This is a genomic window from Sulfurovum zhangzhouensis, assembly GCF_030347965.1.
Lineage (GTDB): Bacteria > Campylobacterota > Campylobacteria > Campylobacterales > Sulfurovaceae > Sulfurovum > Sulfurovum zhangzhouensis.
Genome location: NZ_JAQIBD010000002.1, coordinates 17,802 through 37,007, shown reverse-complemented (window position 1 = coordinate 37,007; position 19,206 = coordinate 17,802). Strand labels below are relative to the sequence as shown.

Genomic DNA, 19,206 nt, shown 5'->3' with positions numbered 1-19,206 from the left:
TTTATACCTATTAAGCCGAAACAACTTATAATATTTCTTCATAAGGAGTAGCTAGATGCATTTACTTGTAGTAGAAGATGAACATACTGTAGCAGATCAACTCAAGCAATTGTTGGAGCAGGAACGTTATAGCTGTGATGTGGCATATAACTACCGAGATGCGCTGGAGTTGATCGATGAGAAAAATTATGATCTGATTTTATTGGATTGGAATCTTCCTGACGGTGATGGTCTGTCCTTGTTGAAACTGATGAGAGAGGAGAATACCAATACTCCTGTCTTGATGCTCTCAGCGAAATCAGAGATCGATGACCGTGTAGAGATACTGGATGCCGGCGGAGATGACTATCTGAGCAAACCTTACTCAAATATCGAGCTTTTTGCACGTATCAGGGCACTGTTACGTCGGGATACAACACAGAAAAATACGCTTTTACAATGCAAAGAGTTAACACTTGATACCAGAAGTCACGAGGTAAAGGTATCGGGTAATCCTATTCATCTGAGCCAAACTGAGTATAGCCTGCTTGAACTGTTGATGCAAAACAAAAATATTGTATTGACACGTTATCAGCTTAATGAGCATATCTGCCGTGAATACAATAGTCTTAAGCAGAGTAATCTGGTGGATGTGCATATCAAGAACCTTAGAAAAAAGATAGGCATTGAAGATTGTATCATGACGGTACGTGGAGTAGGGTATACGATCAAAGATAAATGATCTTATGAGAGATAACTTTTTTTAGAATAAGGGTAGCTTTCGTACCGTATCCTAACCCTCGGCTCTCCAGTATGATATCTGCGTCAAAGAGATGTGCAAGCTTTTTGCTTATCGCTAGTCCCAGTCCACTTCCTTTTTGATGTATATGGTCTTTACTCTTGGCCTGTGTGAAATCTGTAAAAAGCCGTGAGAGGTCTTCTTGCGTGACACCGATACCACTGTCCTCTATCACTATGCACAGGTTTTCTCCACATGTTTGTATAAAACACTCTATCGATCCCTTTTCGGTAAATTTTATGGCATTGTTAAAGAGATTGATAAGTATCTGTTTGAAAAATCTTTCATCGATACGAAGTTTCATCGGTGTTGAGAGTTTATCTATTAGTGTGATAGATAGCCCTTTTTGTTCTGCAAGTAATTCGAGCATGTCAATGACATCTTTGGTGATCTGCGTGATCTGCTCACTTGTTTTGTCTATCAAAGTAGTTGTGACCTTGCCGGCTTCGATCTGTACCAGATCAAGTACATCGTTGATCATACCTAGCAGATGGTCTGCAGATATTTCGATTGTAGCTATTTTGTCAAGCTGTTGATCGGTAAGATTCTCATAAGCGAGCAGGTATTGTGTAGAACCGAGTATGGTATGAAGCGGTGTCCTAAGCTCATGTGACATATGAGAAATGAAGGTCGATTTTGCATGGGAGACCGCTTTTGTCTGTTCTATCAAACGTATTTGGTCCAGCTGCAGCATAATCATCGTTGCAATAGAATGGTAAAATTTTGATTCATAAGGATCATCAGAGATATTAGATGAAAGAATGGAAATACTACCGTAATAATCACAGGTTGTCTGCTGAAAATTTCTGATATAAAGTAGCATCTGCTGGGTTGTTCCATTCGTTTGCATACTTGGATACTCCGAAGTGAAGACAAATTCCTTATCCGGCATTAGAACTTTTAGTTTTTCAATAGCCGTTTTGATACACTCCTCTTCATTTTGAGTTTGGATCAGGTGATTGAAAATATCAATAAGCTGAATAAAACGCAGCAAACGGAGTTGATTTTCTTTTTCAAGTTTCTCAAATGCGCTGTTGGTTTCACGTATCAGCAGGTTAAAGTCATTAGCCAGTTCACTGATCTCTTCTTCTGCCTCAATCTCTACTTGGGTAGTGTAATCTTGTGTAGAAGTGATGGATTTTGTTGCTCTTGAGAGTTTGGCAATAGGCTTGAGGGTACGTCGGCTTATCCAAATGGATATTACCGCAATGATCAAAAACCCTGATATAAAGAGTATCCATATAAAAAGTATAAAGTCATTCAAAAATTTTAATGCCACCGTTTTATCGATGCTATAGATGATGGACCAGTGTGAAAGTACGCCCAAAAGAGGCTCTTTGATAATCAGATATTTTTCACTGATCGTTTGGTGGATATCAGCATAATCGGAAATATAAAATGAGCGTTTTCCCCCTATAATTTGCTTACTTTGAGCATTGAGCAAAACCGAGTGTATACCAGGTTGATAGGTAGTATAAGCTGAGAGATTGGTTAAATAGTATTCAAAGACCAGGTAGCCTATTTGACGGTTGTTCTGCATGGAGGAATATATCGGTGAAAATATGATGACACTGTTTGGTGTTTCATAGATACCCTCTCCGGCTGCCTGCACCTCTTTAAGTTTTTTCAAGGAAAAAAAAGTATGGTTTTTAGAAACATTTGATGTTGCAATGATCTTTCCATCTTCAGAGAGTGCGAAAAGATCTATATCAAGTTCAAGATCTGTCTGTTTCTGCTCTAAAAGTTTTGCAATTCGTTTGTCGATATCCTCAACGATCATATCGTTCATCAGATCCAGTGAAGCTAGAAAATGAACCTCTTTTTTTAAGTAGTTTAACTCCTGATCAATTTTCTTTTTTGTTTGGTCTAGCTGAGTATGATAGGTCGTTAGGGTATCTTCGAGTATTTTTTTCTCACCAAGATGATGGCTATAAAGCAAGATCAAAAGATAAGGCAGGAATCCAATGGTAAAGAGGGCGATAAGCAGTTTGTTTTTCAGTGTTTTTGGCAGCAGGTTCATGTAACTCATCGTTTGTTGCCTTTATAGATGACTTTGACATCATCAGTTACGGCACGTTGAGGGATATATCCTATGGCACCTTCTACTTTTTTGACAAACATCAGTATACTTTGTACGGATTCTACTCGGTAAGGGGGTCTATGCCCTCTATAGTGTTGTTTCATCCAGTAGCTGTCAAGCTCTCCTGGTGTCATTTCAAGAACATCACTTTCAAATGCTTTACGCAGCGGATTATCAGGAGGAAGATTGAGCGTTGTAAGTTTTGTATCTCCCCAAAACCGTCTTTCTTTAAGATAGATCGATTTTGCCTGCGATTTTGTAAGGTTTTTGATCGGACTTTTAGGGTGTGTGACCAGTACAAATGACTCTCCATGCAATATCAATAAGGAGAAGATCAATATACAAATGATTCTAAACATCCCCATCCTTAATCCTTAAAAGAGTATAGAGAGAGATAGAAGCATTTGATTCTTTTCGTTGAAGGAATGCCACTGGTATTCAGCTTTGAGTGCAACAGGGAAGTAGGGTCTATAGGTATATCCGAAGACTAAAAAAGTATCTTTGGAACTTTGTTCATTGTCTTTATAACTTTCCACTCTTAAAATAGTCTCATGTTGTTCCGTTAGAGTATGTATCCATTGCAGGTAACCTATATAAGAAAGTGTATTTTTACCGTCTTTCCATTGTGTTCCGAGCTCTCCTTGTATCTTTTCATTTGAAAGATTCGTGTTGAATGAACCTAACAAATAGTTATATGATGTTCCTGTAAGCATTTGGAAATAACCGGTATTGAACTGATAAGTGATATCATCATTTTGGAAAGATACTCCTAATCCAAAATGCTGATCAATTTCAAAGTTATTATAGATATCATCATTAATTGTCTTATCAAGATCTTCACTGTGCTGAAACATCGTATTGATTGTAAGCATATTTTCGTTTTGTGTTTGATAAGTAAATTCTAAACCGGTGGTATATTCGGGAAACAGTCTTTCAACGATAATTGGACTGGAAGTAGTATCTCTTAGGACATTGATAGGGTTTTTGTTCCAAAAGCCGATAGGCGAATTATATTTTCCCGCCTTGATAGCATAGTTTTCATCAAAATCATAGTTGAAATAGAGTCGTTCGATATGAAAACGTTGATGTTGTTCTTCCATCGCTTCATTACCGAAGACTTCGGTATACACATCTTCAGCTTCCATTTCGATCATATAGCTAAAACGGTCTTGTTCTCCATAAAGCATCAGTGCCAACTCTTCAAGTTTAAGTACTCTGTTCCCCTCTGAAGGCCTGCTATACTCAAGTGAGGTATATCCTCCAAGATAAAGTGGCAGATCACCAAGCTGTAGCCCCTGTCCAAGCTGATACTTAGCATCTGAAGCGAAAAGCGATGAAATGAAAAAAAGAGAGTATGTGAGGATAGGATGTTTCATCTAACTAAGCACCTGATACGTTGAAATTAATAAATTGTAGTATAACATTTTATAATTAAGTGATTTTCAAAATATTTTTATTATTGATATATGATAAAACAGATGTTAAATGTTACGAAGTGTTTATTATCTGTATACAATTGTTAATGTTTGGTTTGTCGTTTGTTTATAAGTTTAAACTATCATAATGAAGAGCTTGAGGCTTCTTACTTCCTCTTCTTCCCTTTTTTCAAGCCTCAAACTCTTTATTTTATCTTCTATGAACGTTAAAGGGTTAGATAAACTCTTGAAGTGTAGTATTGTTCATGATAGATTCATCCCAAACAACATAATTATTTCTGGTCATATCATGATATTTTGTTTGTGCACCGTTTGATATTCCGTCTTGTGTGGCTTTGGTTCCTTTTGCACTTTTTTCTGTCCATCCAAGATCCACAAATGTCTTCTCCAGTTTTCGTCTATCAGTACCAAGCTTTTCAGCTAGTTCATGAGCTGTTAAGACTTTAACGGGTTTTTTTTGTATATTTACAGGTGATTTATTTGTACTTTTGCTTTCTTTACTTTTTAAAAACTTTTTTAAAATTTTCATACTTCCTCCTCAACTCTTATAAGAGAGAAGTATATCAAATTTATTTATATGAGACATATATATAAATAAAAATAATTAAAATATTATTTTTTATGTCCATAAAATACTCAACAATGATATGGCAAACGCATTACAGTAAACAGGGGTATGTGATAGATGTGTAGGATATATCAAAACATCGATATCATTAATTTTAGTTTGTTTGATCGAAACTAAAATTTTCTTCGTGTTATTTGAGTGTCTCTAATTATTTTGATTAACTAAGTATGTAAAAGGGGAGGTAGGAATTTAAAGTTTTCCTATCTTCCAACCTTTTATCATATGATTTAGCTTTTGCTGAACTATCTTATAAACGGACCGCGAATATATCCCCATGGATTCATATGTAGTTCCATCTGATTTCCGTTTTTATCCTCAATGATTGCCCAGTACATCGTTCCCATCGGTACTTTTTCTGATGCCATTTTGGTAATAGTGAAGCCTTTAAGATGTTTTTTTACAAAAACTTCGAATTTTTCTCTAGCTTCTTTCTCCTGTATTGTTTTATCTCCATCATAATGTCCGCGCATGTGATATGTTCCACACTCATCACAAAACTCATAGTTTCCGGGTCCCATCATATGATATCCTGGCCCCATATTCATTGGATACCTTGGAGCTTCTTCCGCCATCAAACTAAATGGCAGCATGCACAGTCCTAGAATCATTGATGCACGTACTAACTTTCTCATCTTTAATCCTTTCATTCTATTTTTTTTACTATATCCGTTATCTGTGTAATGGATATGTACTGCGAAAAGCATATAGATATAAAAAGGTATAAAATTACATTATGAAATTTAAACAAATAAGTCTATAAGGGACATTGACAACTTATGAAAAATGATCTATGATTTAAATAATTAAACAAGGATTTTTGTCTAATGTATCTCTTGCCATAAAATAAAAGAAGGCAATATGAATTCTGAAAATACTGTTGTTATCGTAGCTGATCTGGTGAAAACCGATAATAATAAGATTTTATCCCATTTTGAATAACTTATTTGTTCCAGCAATAAATGGGACAAATAATGCTTATCAATTTTTTATCTTTCTAACTCTTTAACAAATTAATCAAATTATTTTCATAATGGTGCGTTTTTCTTATACAATATAATATGATATTCTAATATATTAAGTAAAAAGGATTGAACATGGCAACGATTACTTCTCATGGTGCAGCAGGAGTTGTGACAGGTTCTTGTCATTTGTTTGCGATAGAGAATGGCCCTCGAATTCTTATAGATTGCGGTATGTATCAAGGCCCTGAAGAGGAGCAAAATTTCGGACCGTTCCATTTTGATCCTAAAGAGATCGACTACCTGTTGATCACCCATGCACACTTAGATCATATCGGGCGCATTCCCAAACTGGTAAAAGAGGGCTTTAAGGGTACGATATACACAACAGAGGCAACTGTAGAGCTAGCTGAGATCATCTTAATGGATAGTGCCAAGATTATGAAAGAAGACTATGAGACCAGATATAGGAAGGCCCAAAGAAAAGGTAGCGAAGATGATGAAAGGCTGCCACTGTATGAAGAAGAAGATATAGAGGCAACATTTAATCTGGACTGGTACATTTGTGAATATGATAATCCTGTATCCCTACAGGAAGGAATAAATGTGACATACCGTGATGCCGGTCATATCTTGGGATCAGCATTCATAGAGATCTCTTACAAGGAGAGAGGTGTTGAACAAACGATTGTTTTCTCAGGAGATATAGGTCATGACAATAATATAGTACAACATGATCTCGCAGAGTGTACTCATGCCAATACACTTTATGTAGAATCAACCTATGGTGATCGCAACCATCAGAGTACAGAAGATACGATCAATGAATTTAAGAAAGTCGTGATAGAAACATTAAATGACTGGGGAAACGTACTTATCCCGTCATTTGCAATAGAGAGAACCCAAGAGATCTTGTGTATTCTTAAAGAGATGCATGATAGAAAAGAGCTGCCTCAATGCAGGATCTTTTTAGACAGTCCTATGGCTACCCGTGCGACGCAAGTATATAATAACTATTCTCACCTTTTGAGTAAAAAATGTCAGGACTTCAAAGAACGTGACGGTACCATTTTTGATTTTGAGTGGTTGGTGTATACCCCGGATGTCGAGGCATCAAAACAGATCAACGAATTTGACCGACGCACCATTATCATTGCAGGTAGTGGTATGTGTACAGGAGGCAGGATCTTACATCATTTTAAAAACCGTCTTTGGAACAGAAAAAATACATTGATATTTGTCGGTTATCAGGTTGAAGGTACCTTGGGAAGACATTTGGTCGATGGTGCCAGATGGGTAAAGATCTATGGTGAAGATATTCTTGTAAAAGCATCAATCCATACGATCAACGGATTTTCGGCTCATGCTGATCAAAATGCTATCATAAAATGGATTTCCAATATAGAGGATCTTAATCGTATCTTTTTGATCCATGGTGAAAGAGATAAACAGATCATACTCCGCAGTGTCTTGGAAAATGTTTTTAACCAGAAGGTACATATTGTAGAACCCGAAGAGGTGATCTACCTATAAATATTAAACCGGAGTGAGGCAAAAGCCTATCAGGTTTTTCTTCTACTCGCTTTCTTCATAACACTCTGCGAGGCTATCTTGAGGAGTTGTGTTGAGTTGAAAAACTTTGTTTTTTTTACAAACACAAAAAAGAGCTAATAGTATAAACCATCCAAATATTATTCCAGAACCCATTTTATCCCCCTTTCGAGATTTCAATGTTTCTTTTTTATATGTCTCTCTTACGCACCTGTGTGAAATCTTTCATAATGAAAACTTTATTTTTTACTTTATCAACATTGTGTGCACTATATATGTACTGTAAGATTGTTTCTTTGTTTATCATTTAGAGACAGTTTGTATCTAATCACACTCTTTTAAGCTATAGACGGCATCATCCATGCAAAGCATTGCATATTTATTTTGTATACTACTACCATGCTCCAGGATGAAATTTTGTAGTCGATTTCTATTGACACGTGTATTGTCTGACCCATAGATCTCTTTCATCGTATCATGTGGCCTTCTGTATTTTTTTATTTCAGGATGTTGTTTGTCGCAGTTTACGATACATTGGAGCTGTGTATAAATGTTTGTGCCCTTGGCAAACAAGGCTGACACTGCTAAGATATTCATTTTGACCTCTTCTTCCCCAAAAGAATTTTATTATAATGAATCTATACTTATGTACTCTAGGAGAAGATAGAAGTAGGATTTATCTAATAGTAGCTATTTGGTCCATCGAATGCGTATCTGTTTTTCGAGTTCAATGATTAAGAACATTAGGACAGAAATCCCTAGGATGACAAGCATATCAAAAAGTCCCACTGCTTCAGTTTCAAAAATGCTTTGCAGCCAGGGTAGGTAAGTAAGTGCAAATTGACCGAAAACCACCATACTGATAGATATCCAAACCGTAGTAGTTGCACGTATGGATTTCCATCCCCAGATAATATTGTGCATATTACGGATGAATAGCAGATGAAAGATCTCCATACATACGAGTGTATTCATTGCAATGGTACGTGCAAGATTTTCTGTATACCCCTTCCAAAGCGCATATTCATAAATTCCGAAGATCCCTACTAAAAATAGGCTTGCCACCAGTATGATATGCCATACGAGTCCGCCACTAAGTAGTGATTCATTACGCGGGTGCGGAGGGCGTTGCATAGTATGCTCTTCAATAGGCTCAAATGCAAGGGCGATACCGAGAGTGACTGCTGTGATCATATTAACCCATAATATCTGTATAGGTGTGATAGGAAGACTGAGTCCAAATAAGATTGCTGTAATGATTGTCATGGCTTCCCCTGCATTGGTAGGAAGAGTCCAACTGATTACTTTTTTGAGATTATTATATACGGTACGTCCTTCGCGCACCGCAGCGACAATTGATGCAAAGTTATCATCGGTTAGAACAATTTCGGCAGCCTCTTTTGCTGCTTCTGTACCGGTCCGTCCCATGGCAATACCTACACCTGCACGTTTGAGAGCAGGGGCATCATTGACACCGTCTCCAGTCATGGCAACGGTCATCCCCGATGATTGCATAGCCATCACTAGGCGTAATTTGTCTTCAGGGCTTGTTCGCGCGAATATTCCTGTTTGCATGATAGCGTCGGGTAGGGCTTTATCATCGATTTTTTCAAGTTCTATTCCGGTAAGTACTTTTTCGCTATGGTGCAATCCTAGTTGCTTGCCGATCGCAACTGCAGTAAGAGCATGATCACCTGTGATCATTTTAACTTCGATGCCCGCACGGTGGCACTCAGCGATCGCTTCTATCACTTCTGCGCGTGGAGGGTCGATCAATCCCACGAGCCCGAGAAAAATAAGAGAATCGGTTATATCATCATGTTCAAGCACCGTATGCCCTGGCATTACCGGTTTGAGAGCGAAAGCTAGTAATCTTTGTCCTTGAGCTGCGATGGAATCAGCTTGTTCCTTCCAATAAAATTTATCGATTGGTTCATTTTCGTGATTGCTGCAGCGTTGCAAAGTACACAAGTCAAATAGCACCTCTGGTGCACCTTTGACGAAGATAAACGCATTATTATCATGGTCGTGGTTAAGGGTGGCCATGTATTTGTATTTGGTATCAAACGGAATTACATCCGTACGTAACCACTCTTCTCTTGTCTTGATAATATTAATCCCGGTTTTACCTGACAGGGCAAGTAATGCACCTTCCATAGGGTCACCTTCTACACTCCAGTGTTCATTATCATGAAGTAGTCGGGAGTTATTGCACAATGTAGCTGCTAGTCCGATCTCTTCGAGAAGAGGGTATGCAGCGACATTAACTGTTGTTTTATCGACTTTTATCTCTCCGGATGGTTCGTAGCCTGTTCCGGTGATTTCAAATTGATCTTTGCCGGTAACAATGGAGACTACATTCATCTCATTGCGTGTCAATGTTCCTGTTTTGTCTGAACAGATCACAGAGACAGATCCAAGTGTTTCAATGGCTGGAAGGCGACGTACGATGGCATTTCTTTTTGCCATAGCCTGTACGCCTACAGCAAGTGTGATGCTAAGCACCGCGGGTAAACCTTCCGGTATGGCAGCAACAGACAGACCCACAACAGCCATGAATATTGTTGTAAAATCCTGGTGCAAAACATAATAACTGAAAAGCAGTATCATCGCTGCTACAGTCAAAATAAAGAGTGTAAGTAATTTAGCAAAACGTGCCATTTGTATTACTAATGGCGTATTGAGTGTCTCCACGCTTGAAAGCAAACCGCTGATACGACCAATTTGAGTTTGTGTGGCTGTAGCAACTACTACTCCTATGCCTTCACCGCTTGCTACCGTAGTTCCGCTAAATGCCATACTGAAGCGATCACCTAAAGAGGATTCTGCTTCAGTTGCCTCAATATGCTTCTCAACGGTGATCGACTCCCCGGTGAGAACAGCTTCCTGAATCTTCAGTCCATGGATACTTAACAGGCGTAAATCAGCAGGTACTTTATCTCCGGCTTCAAGTAGTACGATATCTCCGGGGACCAATGATTCGGCTGAAATACTTTGATGTTTTCCCTCACGGATGATTTTGGCTTTTAATGCAAGCATATTCCTGATAGCATCCATGGCTTTTTCAGCTTTTCCCTCCTGTAAAAACCCGATCAACGCATTGATGATCACCACGGAAACGATCACAGCGGTATCGACAAAGTGTTCAAGAAGTGCCGTGATTACTGCTGCTGATAGAAGAACATAGATAAGTATGTTATGAAAGTGAGAAAGAAAACGCATTAGAATATGAGGACGTACAGGTTTTGGTAGCTCGTTAGATCCAAACTCCAGTGCTCTTTGTTCGGCACTTTTCTGACTTAAGCCTTCTGTGCTAGTTTTGAGTAATGAAAGTGTTTCATCAGGGGATTTATGATGCCAGTCATCAATCGACTGAATGAAGTTTTTGTCTATCATGGGAGAATCCTCACTCTTTCTAATAAACTTCTAGGTATGTAACTATTATTCGGTTCTGAATCTACTGAGTATACAAAAATTATCTTTTTAAGACAAGTTATGATTGGTATACCTTAGCTGCTGAAAAGCCCTTGGTTGCAAGCTAACTAATTAAAATAATGTGATGATACCATCCCTGCTTAAGCTAAAACTATCAAAATCATGTGCGATAAAAAGTCTTCCTTTATAATAACGTACTATCTCTTTAATGACTGTTTCGATATTGATCTTTCCACTTTCATTATAACGGGGGTTGATATGTGTAGCGATCAGGTTTTTGACAAAGTGGTCTTGAGCACATTTACCTAGGTCTTTTGCTGTAGTATGCTGTACTTTGATCGGTAGGTTGTCATAGGTCTCCTGCAGGTAGGTACACTCATGGATCAAAAGGTCTAGCTCATCAAGATAACCGCCTAGAATCTCCGGTTTATCATTGTCTCCTGCAATGATCACTTTCCTACCTATTTGGGGTTCAAGCATAAAGGATTCCGGATGGAGTTTTTCTCCATTTACTATGATGGTTTTCCCTCTTTTCAGTTCTCCATACAGCGGTGAAGGCTCCACACCTATCGCTCTGAGTTTTTCTTCATCAAGACGGTTGCAGGTATCATTTTCCCTGATATAAAATGCATGGCTATCTACAGAGTGCACCAGTGGCAAGACCTTTAAGGTGAATTTATCAAAGGTATATTCATCTTGAGATGTATACTCAATGATAGTTAGATCATAGCCAAGTTTCTCGTAACTGATATCATTCATCACACACTCTATGAACTTTCTGATCCCTTTTGGACCATAAATGCTCAAAGGATTCAGTGCTTTGTCGAGCTTTTTTGAGGAGAGTAGTCCGGGTAGACCATAGTAATGATCTCCATGCATATGTGTAATGAAAATCGTACTAAGCTTACCTACAGATAGTCTGCTGTGTAGAAGTTGGTGCTGGGTTCCTTCTCCACAGTCAAAGAGGTACCATTGTGTGTCTTGATCAAACTCCAATCCTAATGCAGTGACATTCCTTTCTCTTGTCGGTTTTCCGGCACTTGTACCCAAAAATGTAAACTGCATCTTAATCCTTGGTCTTTAGTGCATGCCAAATAGAGTGAATATTACTTTGCTGTTCTTTGATCAACAATGTGATAGTAATATTCTCTAGCGTTTCAAGAACCAAAAAATAGACGGCCCAGTGAAATAACAACGGTTCTTTCAAGAGCAACAGTAATACTACACCAAGAGCCATCATCACTGCAGAGATCTTGGTGATCCAAGTATGATAAGAGGCAAGTTCTCCAAACTTCATGAAGGAGATAAGGGCAGGTATCGTATAGAGAACGGCTGCGGAGATAATGTAGTAAAGTTCATTTTGAATAAGATCAGGCCAGAGCCACCAAACTGCCCCGAGGGTAGAGATATAGGTTAAGATGTCGCCATAGGTATCCAAACGTGCACCGAGGGCACTGGTTTGATTGAGTATTCGTGCTATAAAACCGTCTAAAGCATCAGAGAGTAGCATAAAGCCCAAAATAATATAAAAGAGTATCGGCATTCCAAGCCAACCGCTAAGCAGCAAAAAAGGTGCTGCAATGATACGAAACAGGCTTAACAGGTTGGGTATATTCCACTGCATCATACTTATTTACTTTAGAAACTTACCAAATAGATAAAAAAGAAGAGAAAGCACAACACTAATGATTATCGTAGTAGTGATGGGAAAATAAAAAGTAAATCCCTCTTTTTTGATCATGATATCACCGGGCAGTCTGCCAAAATTAAATGGAAGTTTGTTGCTGACAGTGAGTAAAAAACCGATGATGATAACAATCAGACCAATGATCATTAATACTCTTCCGAACTCTGCCACATATGCTCCTTAAGTATATTATAACAAAGTGGGATCAATATCAGATAGAAATGTTAGACAGAAACTTAAATTAAAAAAGTAAATTATCGCTACGATATAATGTCATCTTTAAATTTCAATATACCATCTACCAAAACAGCATACCATAAAGAGATATGCTGATAGTATAGAGGAGAAAAGATGAAAAAACTAATGCTATGGATTGGAGGTGTTCTGTCACTCTTTGCCTCAGAGGGAGCAGAACTGTTTGATACACATTGTGCTTCGTGTCACAGTTACTATATACCGATGAGTAAGGTGATTGAAAATGCAGAACAGAACAATACTATACTGCACCTAAAAGCTCCTACACTGAATCAACTTTCATTTGGCGTAAGGTTGAATGTCGGTGATAGAAAAGCTGATGAAGAGTCTCAGCGAATGGAAGTGGAAGAGTTCATCGCAACCTATATCGCTTCACCAGAAAGAGAAAAAAGTGTAATTCCCCAAGAACTGACACATTTTTATCAGGACATGCCATCTATGCAAGATCTGCTTGATGAAGATCAGATAGAGGCACTTAGTACCTATATTTTTGATTATGGGGAAGACATGATACAAAAACACAGTGCAAAAATTCATACTTATGAAGAGGCAGTGAAACTAGCAAAAGAACAAAACAAGATCATCATGATAAGGGGTGTATTGCCTTTTTGTAAATGGTGTATCAAAATGGATAGAGAAGTAATGGTGGAACCAGAAGTACGTGACGCATTGGATAAGGGATTTGTTGTGGTAAAAACTAATGTAGTAACAGAAAAACTGCCATTAGGAATGAAGTCTCTGGGGACACCGTCATTCTATTTCATCAACAGTGATGGTGTAACGATCATTGATCAGCTGAACGGGTATGGTAATAAAAAGGAGTTCTTGGAGCTTCTTAAAGGTATACAGAGCAAAGCCAAATGATCATTTAGATACATCATGGTGTTAGCTCAGCGAATCACTAGAAGAGTTCTCTTTCTTCTCTTCTTCGCTCCTCTCCATTATATGTTTTATTATTGATCTGAGAGAGGTCTCTAAAGTCATTTTGGAGACTTATCCCTGACATATTTTCAAACTCTTCAAAGTCTGTAGATTGTACACAGAATGAAACCTCGGTAACATGTACCATATTCCATTTTTCATCAAAAATCTCTTTTTGAAAGACCACGTATGCAGCGGTGATTTCTTCATTATTGTTATGTTTGAACGTGTATCGCAAAAACTTTGGTGCAAGTTCCAATGCTTTGATCTGATCGATTTTATTCTGTTTTGCTTTAGCAATATTCTCTAGCTCTTCGGGAGGATACTCTCCTTCAAAATATTTACTGGTAGGCACTCGTTTAAACGTTCTACCCGGTGGATCAGGGATAAACTCTTTCTCTTCTATTTTTCCAAAGAGTTTTTTGATCAGTCCTATCATTCCTATTACCTTTGTTTTGATATTTAAAAATCTTCCATTTTGAATACTTCATAGGCCACCTCTTCATAAGGATGAGCCTTTTTGAGTGTTTGAATCGCAAGAGTGATCAGATCATCTTGGCATATCATCTCTACTTTATACTCTTCAACTCTCTCAACTTCTCCGATCGTTCCGATGTAAGGATCCGCATTGTTTATTGGCTTGAATTGTCCCATTCCTAAAGCTTCAAAACTGCAGTGTTCATAGTTCTCAAATTTTCCTACACCGATATTAAAGAGTGCATATTTTACTGCTTCTTTTTCTTTTACGGGTACATAAAAATTCAGTTTATACACGTACTCTTCCTCTATTTGTCACTAGTTTGACGCATCTGAAATACTTTAGCATAATGTTTGTAGAAAAAAAAGTTAATCAGTGCCCCCATAATAGCAACAAGTGTATCTTTTTGTGCATCCCATATATCACCCTGCGTACCCAAAAATGCCAGGCCAAGTTCAGGGTGAAAGGTCACTGCCGCGATCCATTCAATCATCTCATAAATTGTAGAGATAGTGATAACAGTGGTAAGTGTAAAGATAAGCGCTGTTTTGAGTGAACTGATGCCATACGTGATCATTTCAAAGAGTATCCTGAAAACAAGTAGACCAAACAAAAAATGTACGACTCTGTCGTAATGGTTGCGTTCAAATCCAAAGAAGTGTGTGATGGCATCAAAGTGCTCCATCTCCGCATAAGTATAGTGTGATCCCAGAGAATGCAAAGAAGCGAAGATAAGAAGCAATACAATACTGGTAAGCGAATAATGGTGTTTGATATCCATCAAGACAATAAAAGGGAAAAAGATAAAAACTAAAACATTTTCAAGCAACCAGTCTGCACGATACTTGGGATTGATGGCCATAACGATCCATACAACAACATAAATACTATAGACAATCTTATGAGATTTCGACACGCTTTAACTCCTTGTTGATATATTATACCACTTATCATTGATTTGTTATAATGAATATTATAAAGAAAGTGGGGAGATAATGCAAACACTTTTATTTAAAGGTATTATATTTTTATTAGGTACATTGATGAAGTGGGTAAGTGTAGACAAGCATACTGAAATGGCTACAAGTTATTTGGTAGGACCTTTTGTTACAAATTATGTATTGAAATGATCAGGAGAAACACATGCATAATCATATCAAGATAAAAACTGGCGATATCACAAAAGAACAAGTCTGTGCAATCGTCAATGCTGCAAACAGTTCACTATTAGGTGGAGGAGGTGTCGATGGTGCGATACACAGAGCAGGGGGACGTACGATATTTGAAGCATGTAAAGAGATCAGAGCAACTCAATATCCAGACGGTCTACCGACAGGTAAGGCTGTTGCTACTACGGCTGGAGTAATGGATGCATCTTATGTGATCCATACGGTTGGACCGATTTTCGGAAGCTGTGGAAGTGAGTGTAAAACGCTGTTGGCATCATGTTATAGCAATTCACTCAAAACCGCTTTAGAGCTAGGATGTAAGGATATCGCATTTCCAGCGATCTCAACAGGAATATACGGGTATCCTAAAGAAGCTGCTGCACGAATTGCTTATCAAAGTGTAAAAGAGTTTTTGGATGAAGGGCATGATATCACTGTTTATTTTGTCTTTCATAATGATCTGGATAAGAGTATATTTGAAGAGAGTATCCAGGGACTTTAGGAGCTGTAGCGTTTATCCCTGATACTCATTTGTTTGCTGTTCTCATCTACATAAATATCAAATAGATCTATCTGGTCGATCAGTTGACTCAGCTTTTTATACCCGTAATTTATCGGAGAGAAAGAGGAGTTGTTGTTGATATACTGTCCGATGTCAGCTAAGTTTGCCCATCCATCATCCTCCATTGTCTGTTCTACGGCATTTTGAAGCAGATTGACCAACCAGCTATCCTTACGCATCTCATCTCCGGTTTTACGTTTAGGTTGCTGTATCTTTTCTTCCAGTGTAGGGCTTTTACTAAATGCATCACTCATCAGGTTTTCTGTAAAGATGAACTGAGAACAAGCCGCCATAAACGGTTTAGGAGTTTTCTTCTCACCAAATCCGTAGACTTTGATCCCTTCTGCTTGTACACGCATCACCACAGGTGTAAAATCAGAGTCACTCGTCGCAAATGCAAATGCATCGATCTGTTTGGTGTGCAAGAGATCCATTGCATCAATGGTCATAAGGATATCTGTAGCATTTTTATTTTTAGAGTAGTCAAACTGCTGGATCGGTTTGATCGCAAGTTCCAGAAGTTTAGCTTCCCAGTTCTTTAGGTTGTCTTTTGTCCAGTTCCCGTAAGCTTGGCGGATATTTACCACTCCATATTTACTGAGTTCGTTGATGATACCATCCAATGCACGGTGTGAAATGTTATCGCTGTCAATAAATAGGGCGATATGTGAGTCTTTGTTTTTACTTGCCACGGTCAGTTACTCTCCATTTTGAAGTAGCCAATATAGTTCTTGATCATTTTTCCTGATTGTACCCAACTTTCAATACCCCCTTCAAGGTTTGAAACATTGTTAAATCCAAGGTCTTTTAGGGTTTTGGCTCCGAGTATTCCCCTGGCACCCTTAAGACAATAACAGACTATTTGGCGGTCACTCAGATCAACAAGTTTATCATCGATGGCAAATTCAAGTTTTCCACGTGGGATAGTAAATATGGTCTTGGCAGGGATAACTCCTGAGGCAAATTCATCTGCTTCACGCACATCGATGAGTACCATCTCTTCCAAGTCGATCTCATCTGCGGTGATTTGAGGGATCTCTTTTTTAGCTTTTTCCAGAAACTCTTTGAGATGCCCCTTTATCTGGCTCATATCACATCGCGCGTAATAGTGCTCCAGCTTGACGTTTTTATCCATGCTTCTTCTCCTTCCTTTGATAAGATAGTATAGCGACTATGGATCAATATGTAAAGAGAAAATAAGTCTTAAATGAGCGTTGATTACAGGAGAGTTATTGGATAACAGGGAGCTGCTTTGGCACCCTGTATTGTATTTATAGTGAAGGTTGATAATAAGTGAGCGTACTGCGACCAAACTTTTTACGTTTGGTTTGTGTGAGTGCACCGATCTGTTCTGGCATCTCAAGGTTACTCATATGTTCCACGATCACCATCTCACAGACATCAGGTTCGATCGTTTCTATTAAAGCTACTGTCTTATCATACACTTCATCCATTCCATCACGTGTAGAGAATGGCGGATCAAAATAGAAGTAGGTTTTAATACCGGATCGTTTGACCATATCGTAAATGATTTCAAATTTCTCAAAGCTGTCTCCAAAGAAGAGATGTGTATGTGCCGGATCGATATTTCTTGCATTATTCTCAAGTATACGAAAAGCAGTTTTGTTGTACTCACTAAAGTAAGCATCACTGGCTCCGCGGCTTAGAGCCTCAAGTCCTACAGAACCTGATCCACCGAATACCTCGACAAAGTTTTTATCGATGACATCAAACTGCAAGGTATTAAAGAGAGATTCTTTGAGAATACTTTTTGAGCTTCTTGTTGTGTCAATTGCAGGGATCTCCAGTTTTTTACCCTTGTGTTTCCCTGCATTGATCGTAGTTGTAAATACTTTTATACGTTCTTTTTTCATAACGGAATTTTAGCGTAACTCCGTTAAAACGTTACAATATTCTGTAAGGTATTGATCAATTTGCTTTCTTCACGTACATCGGTACGCTCTTTACCCGGTTCCAAAGATGTAATGATGGTACGTCCGGTGATGAGTTTAGTGGTATCTTTTTTACGGATACCCCAATAGGTATGCATCACTACAGGTTCTCCCTTGTATTGTCCCAAATAAAGTACGATATGACCCGGTACATAGAGCAAAGAACGGAAGGGTTCTGCCTCTTTGATGATCTTGCGTTTTTTGAAAGGCTTTTCGAGTCCTTGAATAGAGATTCTATGCCCGTCTTCTGCCTGTTTTCCCGAATTTCTGCGGAGGAAAATACCAAAGACACCTAAGAAATCACGTGTCGTTGCAGAACAGTCTCTACACTCGTAGCTTCCGCCCCATCCATAAGGTTCATTGTAAAACTCCTTAGCAAGTTTCGTAACATTTTCAGGGGTGAATGCCAGTGGTTTTTTGGCAATGAATTCCGGGTTCTCTGCTCTGAGATTTTCTATATGGGCATGGCCTTTATGATCACGCGAAGCGATCAGGTAGCTTGTTTGATCTTTTGAGATCGGGAAGAGAGCCCCCACTTTTATCAGAGAGTAAGGATTGTTATCTTTGAAGATACGTAGATTATCTTTGATAGTCATCGCATAGTTGTCGTTTTTAAATGCCCGTATAAAATCATTTCCAACCAGTGCAATATCTTCTACTTTGACCCATCCAAATGCATATGAACCACGAACGAATGCCCATCGCTTATCTCTGGAGAAATGTGAGACATAGAGAGGTACATTGATATGATAGGATGAGTTTTGGTTATAGTCAAAAGGGAAGCCTTCTCCGGTTTTGCTTGGATCACGGTAGAAAGCTGATGCTGTCGGTAGTGCTTTTACATTGGTATGCCTGATCGTAATCGCCTTATACCTTTTGGTATCAATTTCTCTCATATTAGCATTGTCGATCCATTTGTTATATACAGATGGTGGAATGGTTTTCCCATTTTCTTTATAGATGGGTTTTTTTGTGATAAAACGTACTTCCCATCCAAAATCCTCTTCGGGAATATCGATCTTGGTTAGCTCCCACGGCATGAAATATTTTTCATTGAAAAGTTTATCCAGCTCCTTTTGCTCATGTTTGCTGAATGGTTTGATTTGTTTTGCATAGTATCCGGGGTCTTGTGGGATACGTTTCATATCAGCTACGACATTTTTGGGCATATTGTCTATACGTGATTTTTCACGATGACCCTCTTTGAGCGTATACTCAGCATGAATGACAGTGATAACAAATAGGCTAAGCAGTATCAATTTTCTCATCATAGTACTTTTTGTTTTATTGTAATAGAGATTGATTAATAGACGGT

The 19,206-nt window shown here is 38.4% G+C and carries 22 protein-coding genes; 5 read left to right on the top strand and 17 right to left on the bottom strand.

The genetic code is table 11. From position 1 onward, the window contains the following. Positions 1-55 precede the first annotated feature (55 nt). Positions 56-721, top strand: a complete 666-nt coding sequence (locus tag PGH07_RS05315) for a response regulator transcription factor (protein ID WP_289413180.1) — start codon at positions 56-58, stop codon at positions 719-721. Here the strand turns inward: PGH07_RS05315 and PGH07_RS05310 are convergent. The 5 genes from PGH07_RS05310 to PGH07_RS05290 form a co-directional block, all read right to left on the bottom strand. Next, entirely contained in the window at positions 708-2,807 is a 2,100-nt protein-coding gene (locus tag PGH07_RS05310) for a HAMP domain-containing sensor histidine kinase (protein ID WP_289413178.1), read from the bottom strand. The two genes, PGH07_RS05315 and PGH07_RS05310, sit on opposite strands and share 14 nt — an antisense overlap. Further along, complete coding sequence (locus tag PGH07_RS05305; RefSeq protein ID WP_289413176.1) at positions 2,804-3,217, bottom strand: type 2 periplasmic-binding domain-containing protein; 414 nt, start codon at positions 3,215-3,217, stop codon at positions 2,804-2,806. The genes PGH07_RS05310 and PGH07_RS05305 overlap by 4 nt, the downstream gene beginning before the upstream one ends. Positions 3,218-3,232: 15 nt before the next feature. After that, entirely contained in the window at positions 3,233-4,234 is a 1,002-nt protein-coding gene (locus PGH07_RS05300; protein ID WP_289413173.1) for a hypothetical protein, read from the bottom strand. A gap of 274 nt (positions 4,235-4,508) precedes the next feature. Further along, positions 4,509-4,823: a hypothetical protein gene (locus tag PGH07_RS05295; RefSeq protein ID WP_289413172.1), complete on the bottom strand. Its 315-nt coding sequence runs from the start codon at positions 4,821-4,823 to the stop codon at positions 4,509-4,511. 341 nt (positions 4,824-5,164) lie between these two features. Then, entirely contained in the window at positions 5,165-5,554 is a 390-nt protein-coding gene (locus PGH07_RS05290) for a hypothetical protein (RefSeq protein WP_289413171.1), read from the bottom strand. Between the two features lie 462 nt (positions 5,555-6,016). On the opposite strand from PGH07_RS05290, the gene PGH07_RS05285 reads away from it, so the two are divergent. Further along, positions 6,017-7,414, top strand: coding sequence for an MBL fold metallo-hydrolase (locus PGH07_RS05285; protein ID WP_289413169.1), 1,398 nt, complete (start codon positions 6,017-6,019; stop codon positions 7,412-7,414). Between the two features lie 342 nt (positions 7,415-7,756). On the opposite strand, the gene PGH07_RS05280 is transcribed toward PGH07_RS05285, so the two are convergent. The 5 genes from PGH07_RS05280 to PGH07_RS05260 form a co-directional block, all read right to left on the bottom strand. Then, positions 7,757-8,029 carry a hypothetical protein gene (locus PGH07_RS05280; protein ID WP_289413168.1) on the bottom strand — a complete coding sequence of 91 codons (273 nt, stop codon included), beginning with the start codon at positions 8,027-8,029 and terminating at the stop codon, positions 7,757-7,759. Between the two features lie 93 nt (positions 8,030-8,122). Next, positions 8,123-10,828, bottom strand: a complete 2,706-nt coding sequence (locus tag PGH07_RS05275) for a cation-transporting P-type ATPase (RefSeq protein WP_289413166.1) — start codon at positions 10,826-10,828, stop codon at positions 8,123-8,125. A 150-nt stretch (positions 10,829-10,978) separates the two neighbouring features. Continuing rightward, positions 10,979-11,932, bottom strand: coding sequence for an MBL fold metallo-hydrolase (locus tag PGH07_RS05270; protein ID WP_289413164.1), 954 nt, complete (start codon positions 11,930-11,932; stop codon positions 10,979-10,981). 1 nt (position 11,933) lies between these two features. Next, entirely contained in the window at positions 11,934-12,494 is a 561-nt protein-coding gene (locus tag PGH07_RS05265; RefSeq protein ID WP_289413162.1) for a CDP-alcohol phosphatidyltransferase family protein, read from the bottom strand. 6 nt (positions 12,495-12,500) lie between these two features. Then, on the bottom strand, positions 12,501-12,725 hold the full coding sequence (locus PGH07_RS05260; RefSeq protein ID WP_289413160.1) for a DUF2905 domain-containing protein: 225 nt from the start codon (positions 12,723-12,725) through the stop codon (positions 12,501-12,503). Between the two features lie 180 nt (positions 12,726-12,905). Between PGH07_RS05260 and PGH07_RS05255 the strand changes: the two genes are divergently transcribed. Beyond that, positions 12,906-13,673 (top strand): thioredoxin fold domain-containing protein, encoded by a 768-nt coding sequence (locus PGH07_RS05255; protein ID WP_289413158.1) that lies wholly within the window; start codon positions 12,906-12,908, stop codon positions 13,671-13,673. Positions 13,674-13,710: 37 nt separating this feature from the next. On the opposite strand, the gene PGH07_RS05250 is transcribed toward PGH07_RS05255, so the two are convergent. From PGH07_RS05250 to PGH07_RS05240, 3 genes are read right to left on the bottom strand one after another with little or no spacing between them, the layout of a single operon-like run. Continuing rightward, positions 13,711-14,169: a hypothetical protein gene (locus PGH07_RS05250; RefSeq protein ID WP_289413156.1), complete on the bottom strand. Its 459-nt coding sequence runs from the start codon at positions 14,167-14,169 to the stop codon at positions 13,711-13,713. A gap of 23 nt (positions 14,170-14,192) precedes the next feature. Next, entirely contained in the window at positions 14,193-14,504 is a 312-nt protein-coding gene (locus tag PGH07_RS05245; RefSeq protein WP_289413155.1) for a YqfO family protein, read from the bottom strand. Between the two features lie 11 nt (positions 14,505-14,515). Beyond that, positions 14,516-15,124 carry a DUF2238 domain-containing protein gene (locus tag PGH07_RS05240; RefSeq protein ID WP_289413153.1) on the bottom strand — a complete coding sequence of 203 codons (609 nt, stop codon included), beginning with the start codon at positions 15,122-15,124 and terminating at the stop codon, positions 14,516-14,518. Between the two features lie 79 nt (positions 15,125-15,203). On the opposite strand from PGH07_RS05240, the gene PGH07_RS05235 reads away from it, so the two are divergent. Together PGH07_RS05235 and PGH07_RS05230 are read left to right on the top strand one after the other, a co-directional pair. Further along, complete coding sequence (locus PGH07_RS05235) at positions 15,204-15,338, top strand: hypothetical protein (RefSeq protein WP_289413150.1); 135 nt, start codon at positions 15,204-15,206, stop codon at positions 15,336-15,338. A 13-nt stretch (positions 15,339-15,351) separates the two neighbouring features. Continuing rightward, complete coding sequence (locus PGH07_RS05230; protein WP_289413148.1) at positions 15,352-15,879, top strand: O-acetyl-ADP-ribose deacetylase; 528 nt, start codon at positions 15,352-15,354, stop codon at positions 15,877-15,879. Here PGH07_RS05230 and PGH07_RS05225 read toward each other — a convergent pair. The 4 genes from PGH07_RS05225 to PGH07_RS05210 form a co-directional block, all read right to left on the bottom strand. Continuing rightward, positions 15,876-16,631: an NYN domain-containing protein gene (locus PGH07_RS05225; protein WP_289413147.1), complete on the bottom strand. Its 756-nt coding sequence runs from the start codon at positions 16,629-16,631 to the stop codon at positions 15,876-15,878. The two genes, PGH07_RS05230 and PGH07_RS05225, sit on opposite strands and share 4 nt — an antisense overlap. A 2-nt stretch (positions 16,632-16,633) precedes the next feature. Beyond that, positions 16,634-17,074, bottom strand: coding sequence for a rhodanese-like domain-containing protein (locus PGH07_RS05220; RefSeq protein WP_289413145.1), 441 nt, complete (start codon positions 17,072-17,074; stop codon positions 16,634-16,636). A 136-nt stretch (positions 17,075-17,210) separates the two neighbouring features. After that, a complete protein-coding gene (rsmD, locus tag PGH07_RS05215; RefSeq protein WP_289413143.1) occupies positions 17,211-17,813 on the bottom strand; it encodes a 16S rRNA (guanine(966)-N(2))-methyltransferase RsmD in 603 nt (200 codons plus the stop codon). Between the two features lie 23 nt (positions 17,814-17,836). Further along, the gene (locus PGH07_RS05210; protein WP_289413141.1) at positions 17,837-19,159 is read right to left on the bottom strand and encodes a C40 family peptidase; all 1,323 of its coding nucleotides are present in this window, start codon (positions 19,157-19,159) and stop codon (positions 17,837-17,839) included. Between the last annotated feature and the right edge of the window lie 47 nt (positions 19,160-19,206).

What these genes read in the sequence shown, in the direction of transcription:
- PGH07_RS05265 (WP_289413162.1), bottom strand. Translation starts at nt 12,494, where the DNA reads ATGATGCAGTGGAATATACCCAACCTGTTAAGCCTGTTTCGTATCATT.
- PGH07_RS05250 (WP_289413156.1), bottom strand. Translation starts at nt 14,169, where the DNA reads ATGATAGGACTGATCAAAAAACTCTTTGGAAAAATAGAAGAGAAAGAG.
- PGH07_RS05210 (WP_289413141.1), bottom strand. Translation starts at nt 19,159, where the DNA reads ATGAGAAAATTGATACTGCTTAGCCTATTTGTTATCACTGTCATTCAT.
- rsmD (WP_289413143.1), bottom strand. Translation starts at nt 17,813, where the DNA reads ATGAAAAAAGAACGTATAAAAGTATTTACAACTACGATCAATGCAGGG.
- PGH07_RS05275 (WP_289413166.1), bottom strand. Translation starts at nt 10,828, where the DNA reads ATGATAGACAAAAACTTCATTCAGTCGATTGATGACTGGCATCATAAA.
- PGH07_RS05255 (WP_289413158.1), top strand. Translation starts at nt 12,906, where the DNA reads ATGAAAAAACTAATGCTATGGATTGGAGGTGTTCTGTCACTCTTTGCC.
- PGH07_RS05220 (WP_289413145.1), bottom strand. Translation starts at nt 17,074, where the DNA reads ATGGATAAAAACGTCAAGCTGGAGCACTATTACGCGCGATGTGATATG.
- PGH07_RS05290 (WP_289413171.1), bottom strand. Translation starts at nt 5,554, where the DNA reads ATGAGAAAGTTAGTACGTGCATCAATGATTCTAGGACTGTGCATGCTG.
- PGH07_RS05235 (WP_289413150.1), top strand. Translation starts at nt 15,204, where the DNA reads ATGCAAACACTTTTATTTAAAGGTATTATATTTTTATTAGGTACATTG.
- PGH07_RS05300 (WP_289413173.1), bottom strand. Translation starts at nt 4,234, where the DNA reads ATGAAACATCCTATCCTCACATACTCTCTTTTTTTCATTTCATCGCTT.
- PGH07_RS05270 (WP_289413164.1), bottom strand. Translation starts at nt 11,932, where the DNA reads ATGCAGTTTACATTTTTGGGTACAAGTGCCGGAAAACCGACAAGAGAA.
- PGH07_RS05310 (WP_289413178.1), bottom strand. Translation starts at nt 2,807, where the DNA reads ATGAGTTACATGAACCTGCTGCCAAAAACACTGAAAAACAAACTGCTT.
- PGH07_RS05295 (WP_289413172.1), bottom strand. Translation starts at nt 4,823, where the DNA reads ATGAAAATTTTAAAAAAGTTTTTAAAAAGTAAAGAAAGCAAAAGTACA.
- PGH07_RS05315 (WP_289413180.1), top strand. Translation starts at nt 56, where the DNA reads ATGCATTTACTTGTAGTAGAAGATGAACATACTGTAGCAGATCAACTC.
- PGH07_RS05230 (WP_289413148.1), top strand. Translation starts at nt 15,352, where the DNA reads ATGCATAATCATATCAAGATAAAAACTGGCGATATCACAAAAGAACAA.
- PGH07_RS05285 (WP_289413169.1), top strand. Translation starts at nt 6,017, where the DNA reads ATGGCAACGATTACTTCTCATGGTGCAGCAGGAGTTGTGACAGGTTCT.
- PGH07_RS05280 (WP_289413168.1), bottom strand. Translation starts at nt 8,029, where the DNA reads ATGAATATCTTAGCAGTGTCAGCCTTGTTTGCCAAGGGCACAAACATT.
- PGH07_RS05305 (WP_289413176.1), bottom strand. Translation starts at nt 3,217, where the DNA reads ATGTTTAGAATCATTTGTATATTGATCTTCTCCTTATTGATATTGCAT.